Source organism: Fibrobacter sp. UWH6 (assembly GCF_900142465.1).
GTDB lineage: Bacteria > Fibrobacterota > Fibrobacteria > Fibrobacterales > Fibrobacteraceae > Fibrobacter.
The window spans coordinates 47,049-63,105 of sequence record NZ_FRAX01000018.1; the positions used below are offsets into that span (position 1 = coordinate 47,049).

Sequence of the window (16,057 nt, forward strand, 5' to 3'; positions counted from 1 at the left end):
CCTCATAAAAACGAGCCCACAGTCTCGGCCCCAAGGGGTCACTATCCCTAACGCGAATGCTTTCAATGCAAAAAAGGCTCCATATGGAGCCCCACTTTTATTCTATATCGAACATTTTGGGTGGCAACACCTTTCGTCGTTCGGCTTCAAGAATATCCAACACAACTTTAGTTGTATTTCCATCTGCAAGAGAGGTATTTGTCTCAACCTTCTTGAGCGTTCCAGGGAGCTTGCATGTATTATCGCAATATTCAAAAGAGGTTTCAGCATTAGCACCATTAACTTGAAGCACCATCTTCATCACCCGCTTTTTTGTGGCGGAGTAATAAAGAGTTGGTTTTGAGGCATCCTTAGGGACAATCTTCCAAAGCGAACCGGCCTTAACAGGATTCTTGTAATCTTCTGGAGACCCCATCTTTTTATTTATGTCAGCAGGATTCTGTTGCTTAATATTTTGGGCAGGCAGAGTCTTTCCTGATTTTAAATCAACAACTTTCATTCGCGTTCCATTTTGAATCGTCTTCATCTGAATAAGACTTGAATTAATTGTCGTTACAGATTTATCGCTACCCGCATTAATCACAGACATGTCAACAGACAGCGACTTTTGATTTGGCAATATGACCGTAGTTCTAATCTGCATTTCACACGTGTCCGGGAAAGCGGATTTCGCCTGATTTTCAAATACGGTACTCAAGTCCAAGGCGAAAGATTGAGTAACCACCATCACAATTCCAAGCCCAATAATTTTAATTGTTTTTTTCATAAAATTCCTTTTTTAGTCCTTTACACAACGAACAGATACTCTGGCTTCTTTCCCAACACTTTCAAAATCATGGTATTCATAGCAAAAATAATTGGCGATAATGGCAAAATAGTTATCAGCCACACCACCTAAAATTTCTCGTTCATCACTTGTCCAAAAAGCGGCACAACGGCCTTCCTTGACGTATTTTTGATAGTCATTACGCCAGCCCGAAGGCAACAAGGAAAAACCTAATGTATCAGAGCCATTTTTCGTTATTTCAGACATCCGGTAATTTGCATAGTCCCGCGAATACCCCCCATTGTAATCATTCTCTGGGCTAGTATTAATCCACCCATCTTTTGATTTCAGATAATACCATTTTATATAACCAATTTCTTCCAAAAAAGCCAAATCATCGGCACGCATCCACGCAAGTGCAAATAGTATTAAAGAATTCCATTCATCTTTTGTCGGCAAGTGCCACCCCTGCGGACATACACCCTGATATTTTTTCCCTTCCGTCCATTGACGAACATTAACTGCGGTCGTATCCAAAGCCATGGCCGATTCCCATCTGTAGAGACGCCCATATTTTTCGCAATAAGCGGGTTCATCATTGTAGCAAAAACTGCTATCGACAGCATAGTTCAAATTTTCCGCCATCCATTCAAGGCCATTTATAACCGTGGTCCTATATGTCTTGCCATCGCGTTCATCGAAAACAGTACCGAATTTAGGCGTATAATCTGGGAACTTCGGTCCCGTTGCAGATGGTTCGTCATCGCCACAGGAACAAACCAATGTCACAGCAGCAACTGGGATGAGTAATTTAACCTTATCCATACATTCCTCACAGAAGGGTCAACAATTTTGTCGATTTTAAGGCTCCATTAATACGAAGCGCAAGATAGGTATTTCTCATGTTGATTCCAGACCAATCCACACGAATGTACTGTTGTCCCGGGGCAAGAGTTCCCGTATAGACATGACGAACAGGAATGCCGCCGGCATTGATCAAATCCAGAGATACATAGGTATATGCATTCATCGTTACCACGAGTCCATCCTCTGTACGAGTGATCGGAATAGAATCATCCGGAGCGGTATAGCCAAAATCTATGGCATACGATGAATCAGGACTTCCAGACCCATTGGGTGTTTCAACTAGGACCAATTGTCCCGTAGGCCAGCTAGGTTCTTTTCCATAAATCACATTGCCGAGCGAATCAACCACATTGAAGCCTACCGCTTCTGCAACAGAGGTGGTCATTCCGACATGCCCCGGGTCATCATTCGCGTTCCAACCCATTTGCCAATCTGGAAGATGCAATGTAAAAGCACCCTCTCGATTCCAGGACATTCCCGAGCCAAGAATATTTTCACAATGGAGATTTACCATCCACCGTCCATTACCGAGATTGGACTTTTCTGCGGTCACACCTTGCGGAAGACCGTCTCCATAGATTTCCATGACTGGAGTAAATCCAGCTTCGACATAGAAATAGTAACGGACATCATATCCGGCAATAGGCATGTTACCTGTATTTTCAACCTTCAGATAAATTTCACTCGCTTGCGGATCTCCCGTCGTCCTAGCACGGACATCCCTTGCAAGTACACGGGCCGATGTGACATCCTCAATTTCATCTTCCATTTCAGCGCAGGAGCCGCCAATCAGGTTATTGTCTTTGTCAAGGACGATTATACCCTTGTTTTCAACAAAGTCTCTAGCCGCATTAAGCACGAAAGATGGGTCATCCGCAGAATACCAGCCATTCCATTCAATATTGTTCAGTCCAAAAAGGGGACCTTCGCCAAAGAACGGTGAGCCATTTGCCTGAATTACGGAATCAGCAAAACGCCACTCCACATACCCTGTCCGATTGCTTTCGGCATGGACCGAGAGTGTCGAACTATCCTGAGGGAAGAAGGCCGATGCATGAACCAGAGCAGGAACTTCGCCACGGAAGTAATAGCGAACAGAATAACCATTGATAGCCTCGCCTGATGTATTCACGATACGGACTCGCGGACGCAACATGGAAGAATCGGCAAAGCCTTCGTAGCGAACAAACGTCTTTACCTTGCTAGATTGTACAGGTTGCAGGCCATTATCACCAGCCATATTCCACGCAATATCCGATGCGGAAATATCATCCGTAGCCAAGGCCAAGCCAGCAATATCGACTCCAGCAGGCACAATCAATTCGAAGTTTTGTCTTCCAGAGGCAAGTTCAAGAGCCATATTTGATACCGTATAAGCTCTCCATACCTGAGCAAGCGGCATCACACCCTTCTGCTTTGAACCGGCACCGAATTGAACTTCGGCATTTTCCAAACTTGCAGAACGCGCATAGAGCACCAGATTGTACTTTCCGGCCTGTTCGACATTAATCGTCATATTCAATTTCGCATCCTTAGCCGTCGAACGATAGAAATTATTGCCGACGACCGAGCAAGTAAATTGACGGTCAAAGCCATTCACAACATCCATGTCATTTACATTAACAATAATCAGTTGCGATTCCTCGCCCTCATCCGTAACAGGTTTCGATAATTCCAGCACCTGTTCAGTACTCAAGGCCGAAAGATACATGCGAATGTCCGCAATATGGCCAACAAAGCCCTCCATCGTCGAACTTTCGCCTACCGAGAACTTTCCGTTGAACACTCGATTCATAGAAATTCCAGCCGGTTTTGTCATAACCATGTTCCCGTTCACGTAGAAATTGACATTGGAAGAATCAACCGTGACAACCACATGGCTCCAAGCCTTTTCTTGAGGCAACACATTTTCAGCAAGCCAAATATGGTTCTGTTCGACAAGGCGCATATCTTTACCCCTAATCTGAATTTCCATATTACGGCTAACACTGGAGAAGCCCATTACACGGAGCCAGTCATCTTCCTGCGGATAGCCAAGATTTATGCGGGCCTCAAACGTGTAAGAATCAGATACACCCAGATTCACATTGCTGTTGGCAACAGCCTTATCTCCGTCTCGATAGAAATAAAGGCCGACATCGTTAAGCCAAGGCATAAACATGGACAGGTTCAAATCATGGGCCGTCCCAATCATCTCGCGAACAATTTTTCCCATACCTTCCCTTGCAGGATACCACAAGGCGAGAGATTGCGGATACGGATAAAGTTTAGACGATTCATAGGTTATTTCTTCATAGTTATGACCATAATCTTCCACATGCATTGTAATGGCAAGATTACATCCGATGCAACTTGCCAACTCCTTACGGCTAAGACGAACCTTGGCAGAGACATTACCATTGGAATCAGGCATCATCGAAACATCCTTCAATGGTATCGAACTAAATACAGAACGAATATCCACCTTGGCAATTCCCGATTCGGAATCTTCAAGTTTCGCCGAAACCACAAAGATTCGATCAAGTACATCGGAGGAATCAACAACATTCCATGAAGAGACCTTGGGACGGGCAGAATCCGTATAGACCTTCGGACCCATCACCTGCATTTCATTACCAAGGACAGACATGCCCAAGTAGGTCGACTCGTACACACCATTCTTTATCTTGCCAACAGAAGAACCTCCTATTTTCCTAGAACCATCGTAAACAATCGTGTCCGGGATTTCGGCACGAATTTCCGTAATAAGCCTATCGTTTAAATACAACGAGACGATTCCGTCACCCGGCTGATTGCAACTAGCACCATAAGCCATGAAACCATTGTCAAGACCAAGCCATACAGAATCAGACGGGGTAGAACATGCAAAGTTCGCCGGAACAGTCAATGCACGGGCAGCGGCAGGTGCCAAAGGCAACTCCGAAGTATCGTTCTTGGCAATGACAAACACGTAGTTCGTATCCGTCATCGTTCCACGCCTAGGCAACTGCACATGGGCAATTTCATTGGCATCTAGGCTATAAGGCAACAGTTTTGCCGGAGTCACATCATTACTATCGTTCCACAGGGAATCGTTATCAACATACAGATTAAAATTTTTCAAGCCGATTACTCGAACATCACGATCCGATGTGCCTGCTATTGCCGGCAAGATTTCTAGACTGAAATCGGGGATTTCCGCCAATCTAGAATCCATGGCTGCAAAAACCGAGAACGTCTTTGTTACGCCGGAAATCAAAATATATTCCCATAGGTCGTCATTACCCGGATAGCACTTTGAATCATTCCATATTTCACATTCCGCGGTATCAAAGCCATTGGCAACCGCTGCATGCCCGTCTGCACCAAGATATCCATACAGTACCTTGTCAAGCGGGATAAACTTTTTATTCGTAAAATCGACCTTGTAGAGTTTCAAGGTACTCGGCGTAACATTCATATCCCGCATCTCCGCCTTGGAAATCTTGATTTCAATGCGAGGCAACGTATCGCCAAACACCTTCGGAGGCAAAACTTCCACAATCGACCCTGTTATTGGCACGTTGTTAAACACCTCGAAATGGTAGTCTTCGGCAGCAACCGTACGAACCGTAAAATCGTCACTCGAATCAAGCGTACCTTGCGGGAACGTAACAGAAACTTCGTCAAACAGCGATGTGACCGTACCCTGCTCAGTATCCTTTACTTGCTTTCCGATTACCAGATTGTAGTGACTGCAACTATAGTCGCCACCCTCATTATCGCCACCCCAGGTCAAAAGGAACTGTGTATTCCCTTGAAGCCTATTCACATTGAACCAGGCAAGTCTGCGTTCGCCGGACGTCTTGACTTCTATGGCAGAATCTACAACCGGATAATACACGGAATCCTTCAAATATAGAAGATGATATTTCGTCCCCGGTATCAAATTCGCACGTATTTCCACAAGTTCCTTGGGGCGTTTCACATCAATTTCATTTTTGTATTGGATATTGACACTAGATGGAGTTGTTGCATTCCCGACAGCATCAAGATGTGAATGGACAGAATCATCCAAATGAACCAGTCTTGAAGATACGACTTCAACATCCTTAATCCACGGATTACGAGTCCATTCTTTTTCCGCAGCCGTGCCATAATACAAATTATTATCGGATTCTCTTCTATAGTTCACTCCGCTTTGATACCGATAAAGATGATTTATCGTGAGTTCCTTGGCACTTGTCCGTTCCGGCAACTGGGAAGTAAAATCCAAAGAACGTCGATACCTGACATCCTGTTTCCAGTCGGATGCGGCAATATAAAGCGTATCGTTGGAAATTTTGTACTTCTCATTCGGGACACCTTTGAGCAATGTCGTATAAGTCGGAACAACATCACCGCTTATCGAAATCGGCAAAGCAATATAAGCACTAAACTTTTTCGAACTTGCATCATAAGAGTCTGGGCTAATAGACAGCGATCTAACAAGCGAATCACCATTTACAACCTTTGCGGAATCAAGATGCAATGAAGAAAGCGAACCTGGATCAAAATCAACGTCAGAATTAGAATACAAAATCAAATTATCAGGATTAGTCTTAAAATTGGAGAGATTTTTGAAATAACTGGTAGTATCACCGTTCAAAGTGAACTGTTTCAACCAATCAACATCGCTGTAGTCATTATAATAATGATGAATCCTGGAACCCAGCAGATAATATGTTTTCCCATTACCCGGGTTATTTACGCCTTTACCACCTGCAGGATAATCTAAACGTACGGATTTATCCGCATTTTCGGCAAATACGGCCCCAAAAGACTTGTTCATGCTGACATAGAAATCAATATCGCCAGGCATAAAGTAGTCTGTTTTCAACGAATCACCATTATTGGTTATGTTCTGTGCATAACCTGGAGCAAATATATGCGCAATAAAATGGCGACTATTATAATTTATCGTGTCATTTGGGTCGTTGTAGAATTTTAGAGTGAATCGGGATACCTGTTCAAACCCGACACCTTCATCCGCAAAAAGGAATGTATTTCCACCACCAGAAAGTTCACTAGCTTTAAAATATGGTAAATGCTGCGTTTCAAAAGGAGTCAACAAACCATAACTATGCTTAAGATTCCATTGAGAACCATCAAATAGGTTTTTCGCTCTCGATAAATTCATCGTTAGAGAATTTTTTTCGAGCGTATGGAAATATCCATCTTTTTCACCATAGAGGCTTATATTCTTAGAGTCAAAACGAATGGTACGGTTCACAAGATTATCATAGCCGAAAGGAGCATTCCAATACTCGGGAGGAATGGTTAGTTTGATACTAAACTTCAATTTTCTATAGCGAGTGTTATCACAATGATCTGGATTAATTTTTTGTTCATTTGTATAAAAATTGGATGCTGAATTTCCTACAAGTTCTACAGCAAACAGCTCCCTATTGGGGTCGTACTGATTTGAAACAGAATCTTGCGTATATATACACTGATGGACTCCATTTTCATTTACCTCTTCATCTGCCGCGCAAGAGCCCCGTTCTTTTCGAGGGAATGGCAAATACCCACCTTGTCCCGGAGCCGGAATAACTACATCATTAACATCAATTTTAGACAAGTCCCATAAAGAGTTTGTCTTCAACAGAGTATATGCGAGCAATGATCCATCCCATTGTCCATTATTATAAAAAGAATCCCATTCTCTCCATGATGTAACAAACATATCAAACTTCGTTTTCTTGCCAAATTCCGCCAAGTCTGGCCCACCTAAATAGCCATATTTTTTTGCAGCATCAATATCAATATCTATAGATGTTGACAAGGACTGCTCATCAAAATGTATCGGTCTAACATCGGCAAGAGGTTCATTCCTTGTATCTGTGGTATCACACCTTCCATCAGTACAAGACTGGATCCACCTATCTACCCATATGACTGCAACCAAATCCAAACTTTGTCTCTGTCTCTTAATACCTAGACTGAATCGTTCCGGCGTAAAGCCAAGCGGATATTGCGTTCCACTAAATTTTGTAACGAGATTCGCCTCGCGAATATTCTTGGGCAAGTATTTTCCACTCAATTCAGCATCAACAAAGTAATCCGCGATGGGTTCATACCTGTTGACAACTCGTCCCAAACTGGAATCAGTAACGGCCTCGGAAACATAAATGCTCACGGAATCGGTATGCGACCTGTCACCCGGAGTTTTGTCAATCATGCTATTTGTAGTAATTACCGACAATAGCGCTATCGCAGAATCACCCTTAGGTTTATTTCCTCCCGTCGTATCAATGGTTCCAGCAGGGAAAGCCTTGATTACAACCTTATAAGTCCCAGCATCTACAGGATTATTATCCGAATCACGCTTCCCGTTCCATGTTACAGAATACGCCTTGCCGTTAGAATGCGCTGCAACGAATTTATTTGTCTCCAGCACTGAGATTGGATTATCGGCGGAGTCACGAATTTCAATGTTCACATAAGCATCTTTATAAAGAATGCCATAAGGAATGCTCATGGAACCCAATTTATACGAAGTCGGGTCCTTCACGATTAAAGGATAAACAGGCAGACTGTTGCTTAGCACGACCTTAACATCTTGAGAGGTCAGATCAATTTCCTTCGTCTGTACATCGACGAACGCATTTTCACCATCAAGTCCAGTCACCTCGGCATAAACCTTCACCTTTCCATCGGCCGGGAAGAACCGGGAATCCAGGCGGCCATCCCATGTAAACGACAACCCAAAGGCTTCCGGATGAACATTCCAGCCCGTCTGCAGCACATTCATCGTATCGACACCAATGTTCTGACCGGCAAGCGTAAAGCCGGCCATTTCACTAGACCCGAAATACACAGGTACGTTATGCCCAGCCAGTGTATCGATATGGCTGCCAACTATACGGAATGCACCTTCCGACTTCATCACGACATGTCCAGAATCACCCGAGAGAATCATGACATTGTCGGTTGTCGTAGGCGGCATCAACATCGGATAACCGCTCAAGTATTCCGAAGTAATTTCGGGGAAATTGTTCATTTGAGATTCAACACGGCACCCCTTGTCAAGATTCATGATGACACTGCCCTTCAGGGCCATGCACGTTTCGCCAAAAGACGAAGACAAGAACGAGACTTGCAATTCAGACGTGTCGGGCAAACCGGACCATCTCAAATGATACAAGCTGTCATCTTGATAGAACCACACCCCAGCAGGGGACTTTGTGGAATCATAAACCAATCCAGCAGTCAAATCATAAGGCGAACCATAATACGGGTTTGCCCAGGCTCGTTCAACCGACCTGTCAAAAACACCGACGCCCTTCGAGTCTTCTGCATAGATACGCAGCATGTACGCACCAGACGGGTTACCCGTTAGACGGAGCGACATATTGACAGAATCCACCCCGACAACCATGGAGGTTTTCGAAACATCAAATGCGACTACCGGTTTTACACTATCCGCCGCAAGTTTGCCCAAAGTTATAAGGACCGAATCCGTACGCCAGGAACAACTATCGCACGTCTTGACCCCAAGTTCAATATAATACTGCTTATCATAGATGGTATCTCGATAGAAATAACCCAACACTCCTTCGTTACTCTGCGCAATTTTCGATATATTCGCGCTATCCTTCGAACGGTTGGCAGCAACAGTCATGATTTTGTCTGTTTCCCATTCCGTCGAATTTGCTTCCCTATACCTTAGACGATAAACAGCGGAATTTTCGTCATCGTCAAAATCGGGCGGAGCAATGCCCACAATCGGGATAACCGGCATCTTTAAATCACCAGATTCCGTAGGAGAAACAATATTCGGATGACGTTTTCCCACAAAGAACAGACTGGTGCGAACACCGACATTTCCCGCCAGATCCACACAGGCTGCTTCAAAATAGCGTTTCCCGTCATTTGTTCCAATCAAGCCCTTATCAAGATAGAACTTGAATGTTTCCGTATGCAATACGGAGCCAGTAATTTCACGCCACTGATTTTCATTGCCGCCGCCAATAATTCTATAGCTACACTTCATACCGGTACGGTTGACAGCCACATCCTTACTTTCGGAAACTTTGATGGAGGCTTCGAACGGTTTTGTAGATGCAGTATCATAGACGGGAATCGTACTTATAAGGCCTTCAATTTGCGGGGCTGTTCGGTCAATCAGCATCTTTTCAGGATACGACTTAATCGGAGTTGATGTATTCTTCGCCTCGTCACGAGTAACGGCAAGAACGCGATACTCGCCATCTTCCAACAGAAGCCCCGTATTTTCGGTCCAGCTACCATCAACCTGGTCTTTGTCAAGCCACACAGAATCACCGGCACGGTCAACAGCATTGCTGTCAGGAATATGCTTAAACAACCAGTTTATAAAGACGGACGTTTCACTACGGCCGTTCAATGCTTCACGAACGGAATACGATATGTTCAGGAGGCTATCCTTAGACACATACACACACTGATTGTCCTGGCGGGCTAGTTTCGGCAAGGAAGCGTATCTAGACACCTTCTGAGAATCCATCGGGGCTGCAACCAAATCAAATTTGGGCAAAGCTGGCGCAGTTTTATCTACCCTAAATTCTACCGTATCATAACCGACATTCAACTTGTGGTTATTAATGACCGAATTCCAGTCCGTTTCACTAGCGGTCTGCTTGACAACCTTTTCGAACAGCGCGTTCACCGCTCCGTAGGCAGTCAAGTTCGGCAAAGCATAATCTATCGCAGCCGCACTTAAACGATACTCACCATCCGTCAGAGATTTCTTGTTTACTCCATCCCAGGTTACAGCAAAGTCCTTCGAGACGACATCGTAAAGGAACGGCAATTTTGCATCAGACACCTTGTTGTAGGTTCCTCCTTTCTTCTGTTCAAGAGTCCATTGCATAATACGGATATCGGCGGCATCCCTGTTTTTCGTTGTCAAGGAATCATTACCATCGACCTTTACACGGGCTATAAAGACGGAACTGTCCGGATTCACGCAATAGCTATCTGTCGTCAATGTGAACTTCGGAGCCGTAGTATCCACGACAAACGGAACCAAATATATATCGCCGCTATCAGACGAATTGTCCGTAGAATTAAAACTTGTCGCATTGAAAACCCAAAGATAATCACCTTCTGCCGGACTATCAACCTTTTGACTTGACGAGAATCTCAGTCCTTCAGCAGTAGGAGAACTCGTCATCGCATGCCATGACGCAATCGAATCCGAGGAATCGCACTTCGCTGTCACGCAACGGAAAATAGAATCTTTAGCGCTGACGATGCTAAAGCCCTGATAATCCAGGGCACTTGCAGAACCCACAAAGCCGTCGATTTTATTCACCACGACATTCGGCAGCGGCCAACTAGATTCCAAAAGGTCTTCAGTAGCCTTAAACAGATAATAGAACCTCTGCGTATTGGAAAGACCAATCTTGTTCACGACAGACACGATTACCGTATTCTGGTTATCCTTCTGTATTACAGAAAGATCATCATTATAGGAGGCATTGAAGTAGTCTCTTGCATTGAAATCAAAATGACCATCTTTTTTCACAGGATGCGGAACAGTCATCAGAGGAGTAGTCGGCCAACTTTGACCAGCAATTCTCTTATAGACTTTGCAGGCATCATTTGCTGTCGGATCCTTTTCCACGTCACATTCCCAGACAAGTTCCTGCTGGAAGTTGAAATTCATATAGATTTCACGCAGACGGTGTGGCATCAAGTCGTCAACAACAAAGGAATATTTTTCAATGTAGTTCGTCACAGTAATTGGTGGAATTTCGTAACGTTCTACGTGACGAATGGGAACCTCATCCGAAGAAACTTTCCCATTAGCATCAATACCACTCACTCGTTCCCATCGGTCAATCTTGACGCCCATTTTATTCCAATCGGCATCTGTCTTAAATTCAATCGGATTTTTCTGATATTCGTTATACCTTTTCTTTTGGAAGGAACCATCAACTTTAAGCGTATCACCAGAAACAAGAACGGAATCTCGCTTTCCGTACAAACCAATTTCGCAATCAGTATTATTACTAGTCCGAGATTTTTCGTAATAGCAATTCGGATCTATGGCCTGCAAAGTAGGATCTGCAACGAAAAGACCTAAATTGACATAAGGTTTTTCATAAAGAAAATCTTCCATCAAGTATGGAGTATGCGAAGACGAACCATCAACAGCCAAACTAAACTTATTTTCTGCGCCATGCCATTTTTTCTGGAAATGTGAATTTACGGGAACCTGATGCGAATACTTCAAATCTGCAATCGCCGCAATTGTAACATAACCCAAACCAACAATAGTCATGTTTATTCCCGTTCCACAAAGTAAAGCTCCTTTAGCTAATTTCAATGCAGGTTGATTCCAAAAAAGAGTTTCTTCCAGAACTGCCGCTGTTACACCAGCAATGGCGAGAATCGCGATAGCTTCATCAATAACGGTGCCGACCCTTGAAAAAGGAACACTAAGTTCATCAAGAAAGTAAGAAAACCAATCTTTAGCAGCGTCTATCGACAATTCAACATCAGCATCTGTAGAAAAATCATTAAAATCAGCATATAAAGCAATATTGCCATTATATGCTGATTTTTTCACATCCGTTCTTGAATCTTTAAAAACAGCAGTTTCGTTTCCACTTCCAGACCAGCTAGGAATCAATGCTGTACCTTGCTCTTGTAAAGTTACACCAGCAAGAAAACCATACGCCATAGACGCAACCGTATTATAGGTTCGTTCAGAAATACTGCCTCCATCACTTAAATGCGTCCACGCATTACTTATTGAAGCGCTTATTGAACTAGGAACAAATTGTGAAAGTCCTGTTTTATTGAAAAAATTTTGATTAGGATCACTAAACGTTAACCCATTTTCGCCATACAGTAATCTGAACATTGGCAAGTTATCTTTATAAGGTTGTCCTTTCAAGAAAGAAACGCCGTCGTCGCGACCTGAATTAGGATCAATATATGCAGTCAAAGAATCTTCTTTATAATAATCAAAGCCATCACCTAACACAGCAAGAATACCCTTACCAAGCAAAGGCGCTACAGAATTACTCCATACAGGAATAACAACCCCTAACAAAGCTATGCTAGAAGAGACTGATTCAAATCCCATTAAAAAAGCTGTTATCGCAAAAGCCTCCATAGTCGCAGCCTGCGTTATGGCCTTTCCCAATCTATCACCAAAATCAACCTCTTTCAATTCAAGCAACAAATTTAATGCACCTGTTCCCTCATGCGGGCTATCAAGAGTTATCACTTTATCAACATCATCATTATAAACATTTCCTTACACATATTCACGAGACGCAACACCACCCATGCTGTGGGAAATAAGGATATTTCTTGATGGAATTTTACGATAACTATCTAAAGAATCATGACGAAATCCATGTAGCGCACTTTGGCCACCAGCATCAACTTCTTGAGCTTCCTCCAATAAGGAACGACGATTAGAACAACGATTCGGTCCAACCCAAGTTCTTTTTCCAATTTCACTTCCATTATTTCTCGGGGAATTCGCAGGATTCGTAAACGATCGATGAAGATAGACCTTTTCACCATAGTCCTTCTCAAATATATCATCGCGCAGCCAAGGACGTAGGTCTTTAATCATTCCTGCAGCCCTCGACTTTATTCCTTTGGGAATCAAATCACCAAACATCGTATCCTGTGCGGCCTGCGGATAAGGGTCACCTTTATCATTATAACCCTCATCACAATTTAGGCCACCCCATTTAGATCCGGCCCCATGAATTAAGAAAACATTGTATTCTGACAAAGCTTCCATCGGCTTTGCAAACAGGGACACAACCAAAGATAAAAATAGGATTACGTAGTTTGGACGCATTTTTACTCCTAACACAGAAAACTACGTAAAATAAAAAAAAATATATATATAATTTGTAAAGAGTTTTTTCTACAAATTTACACAAAATTTACAAGTTGTTTTCACCATAGAAGACTGATACGCTATCATTCGAGAAAATTATCGGAAACGATTCACCTTGTCGGCCAAATTGTATCTCAAGCCAATTTTTCCTATCTATTCCACCATTTTCCAAAAGCCGATAAACTCTATCATCTATCTGCAATTTAGGTCCCCAGAATCGGATTTCTGACATTTGCTTCACCCATATTGAATCAAGAATTTCTTGTTTTTCATTCAATAATTTTAAGGTATCCGAATCTATGGCAAGACATATAAAAGAAGAATCCCTGTAATAGAAATCTAAACATCTCCCTTTCCACATCATACTCGATATTTCCACTTCTCTCAATAATTTCTCTTTATCATCTAGATAGAAATAAAATCTTCTAACCGCCGAGACGGAACCTTCCTCATTGGAATAAAACGTATTTATTTGCATTTTACTATCTATCGAATCAATAGAAACTTTTTCATCAGATATTTCCAAATCTTCAACAACATTTTTGTCAAAATTCCATTTTAACGCTTTGTTCACTTTAAATGGAGGAAATTTATAATCATAAAAAATCAAATTTGTTTTATCTAATTGAAACACACATGCTCCACAAGGTGTTGACGGAGCTACAAGTTCTCTTAGAACTTTTTCTCTATACATATTTACTAAGAAAAACTTTGACTCAACCAAATTCCATTCAGTATCATATCCCTGAAGATATGATGAATAGGATTCCACCAAGTTCTCATAATCCACATTCAACAAAGCTAATGAGTCACTATACACAGCAACAAGCGAAACACGTACTCTAGAATCAACAACCTTATCATCTCTAGAACATGCACTAAATAACAGCATAGAGATCATTAACAAACAATATACCATCTTTTTCATCTTATTATAAAGATAGTTATAAGAACAAAAAAATATCAAGATGCTTTAAAAAAACATTGAATAGCAATAAGCCGGGCGTTGCGGGTGCGGCGTCTGAGCACCCGCTCGAAGGGGTGATGAGCTATAAGCGCAAGCGTGTGCGAACCAGGGGAAGGCTTTCCCCTATATTCTTGCAAATTTACATGAAATTTACAATTTGTCCGATTCGTATATAAAACTATTGCCAACTCCATCCGTGATTTTTAGATTACCGGAATCAGAATGTTCAATATCATACAAATAGTGTAAGGATACATTCTCCCCATCATACAAGCCCCATATTTTTCCATTATAGATATATCGGCCTTTAAAAAACACATAATGTTCATCACCAACATGCAAAGAGTCAACAATATCCCCCTCACTATCAAGAACCATCATATAACAATCCTTTATCTGCAAACAATAGAGTCCTCTTTCGTCTTGCATCACATCACTGCACTCATAATTTACGTATTCAGCCATGGATATTTGACCATTTCCCCAATTCGCATACCCCTTACGTACATAATAATTATCACTCCTTATTGAAGCACCGCCTTTGACGACATTTGTAGGAAGCGTCTCTCGCGAAACTACAGACCAATTTTCCAATACATTAGAATGATAATTCCACGCCGAGGCTTTAGTTAATTCCGACCTTCCATTTTTTTCATAATACCAATAAAATAGAAGCAGAGAATCCGAGATAACAACCCAATTCATAGGTGTTGAAAGCGGATAATCAACCTCCTTATAAATTTTTTCTTCTCGCATATCTACATAAACATATTTTCTGCCAACAACATCAGTTCTTTCGTCCATACCCGAAATGTATGACGAATAGAATTCCACTTTTTCATTAGACTCCACTAAAAGAAGTCCAGTGGTATCATCAACCAATGTTACAAACTCAACAGAATTAAACCGGTCTATCACCCGTTCTTCGTAGGAACACGCTACCAAAAAGAGCAATGCAACAAAGGATACACAGATTAACAAATTCTTCATGTTTTAAATATAGCTCTATACAACATAAAATCAAGACAAAAAGGACTGCATCGCTGCAGTCCTTTGAATGTTTGGGTTCGCAGGTCTGGATCCTTCGCGCTTACGCACTCAGGATGACGTTTACGTTACACTTCCTCAATGGAAGCATGATACTCCTGCAAGCTCTTCACTTCGCCCTTGCCAGCCTTGGCGGCCGCAATGCCCTTGACGGTGTCGAGAACGGCGGCGAGAGTGGTGATGTAAGGAGTCTTGTATTGGACGCCTTTGGCGTCCGTACTGCGGTTCGGTCATACAAAAATAGCTTGCAAAGCGCAAGCATTTTTGTGCGACGCTCACCTTGCGTACTATTGATGGCAGCCTTACGGATGGCGCATGGGCATAGCCCAAATGCTTGGCTCAGCCATGCCAGAAAACAAGTTTTCTGTCGCGGCATTCGCCTTGTGCATTTGTCATCGGCAACAGCGCCGCGGCGAGCCCACGGGGTGTTGATGATGAGGTTCACCTGCTTGTTCAGGATGACATCCAGAACGTTGGGGCGGCCTTCGGCGATCTTGTTCACCACTTCGCACTTGACGCCAGCCTTTTCGTAGAACTTGGCAGTGCCTTCGGTTGC

The 16,057-nt window shown here is 42.7% G+C and carries 7 protein-coding genes; all 7 read right to left on the reverse strand.

Features of this window, described 5'->3' with window-relative positions; translation table 11 throughout:
* Nucleotides 1-97: 97 nt before the first annotated feature.
* Nucleotides 98-766, reverse strand: a complete 669-nt coding sequence (locus tag BUB73_RS13765; protein ID WP_073286701.1) for a hypothetical protein — start codon at nt 764-766, stop codon at nt 98-100.
* A gap of 12 nt (nt 767-778) precedes the next feature.
* Nucleotides 779-1,591 (reverse strand): FISUMP domain-containing protein, encoded by an 813-nt coding sequence (locus tag BUB73_RS13770; protein WP_073286703.1) that lies wholly within the window; start codon nt 1,589-1,591, stop codon nt 779-781.
* Nucleotides 1,592-1,598: 7 nt separating this feature from the next.
* Nucleotides 1,599-11,900, reverse strand: coding sequence for a LamG-like jellyroll fold domain-containing protein (locus tag BUB73_RS13775; RefSeq protein ID WP_139259228.1), 10,302 nt, complete (start codon nt 11,898-11,900; stop codon nt 1,599-1,601).
* Between the two features lie 984 nt (nt 11,901-12,884).
* Nucleotides 12,885-13,445: a hypothetical protein gene (locus BUB73_RS13780; protein WP_073286708.1), complete on the reverse strand. Its 561-nt coding sequence runs from the start codon at nt 13,443-13,445 to the stop codon at nt 12,885-12,887.
* 88 nt (nt 13,446-13,533) lie between these two features.
* The gene (locus BUB73_RS13785; protein WP_139259229.1) at nt 13,534-14,415 is read right to left on the reverse strand and encodes a hypothetical protein; all 882 of its coding nucleotides are present in this window, start codon (nt 14,413-14,415) and stop codon (nt 13,534-13,536) included.
* Between the two features lie 189 nt (nt 14,416-14,604).
* Nucleotides 14,605-15,444, reverse strand: a complete 840-nt coding sequence (locus BUB73_RS13790) for a hypothetical protein (protein ID WP_073156440.1) — start codon at nt 15,442-15,444, stop codon at nt 14,605-14,607.
* A gap of 166 nt (nt 15,445-15,610) precedes the next feature.
* Nucleotides 15,611-16,057 (reverse strand): hypothetical protein (locus tag BUB73_RS17595; protein ID WP_217650917.1); only part of this gene is annotated, 447 nt, incomplete at its 5' end.

Bases quoted from the DNA above. Each gene is read 5' to 3' on its own strand.
- BUB73_RS13770 (WP_073286703.1), bottom strand. From the start codon at position 1,591: ATGGATAAGGTTAAATTACTCATCCCAGTTGCTGCTGTGACATTGGTT.
- BUB73_RS13765 (WP_073286701.1), bottom strand. From the start codon at position 766: ATGAAAAAAACAATTAAAATTATTGGGCTTGGAATTGTGATGGTGGTT.
- BUB73_RS13780 (WP_073286708.1), bottom strand. From the start codon at position 13,445: ATGCGTCCAAACTACGTAATCCTATTTTTATCTTTGGTTGTGTCCCTG.
- BUB73_RS13785 (WP_139259229.1), bottom strand. From the start codon at position 14,415: ATGAAAAAGATGGTATATTGTTTGTTAATGATCTCTATGCTGTTATTT.
- BUB73_RS13790 (WP_073156440.1), bottom strand. From the start codon at position 15,444: ATGAAGAATTTGTTAATCTGTGTATCCTTTGTTGCATTGCTCTTTTTG.
- BUB73_RS13775 (WP_139259228.1), bottom strand. From the start codon at position 11,900: ATGACTATTGTTGGTTTGGGTTATGTTACAATTGCGGCGATTGCAGAT.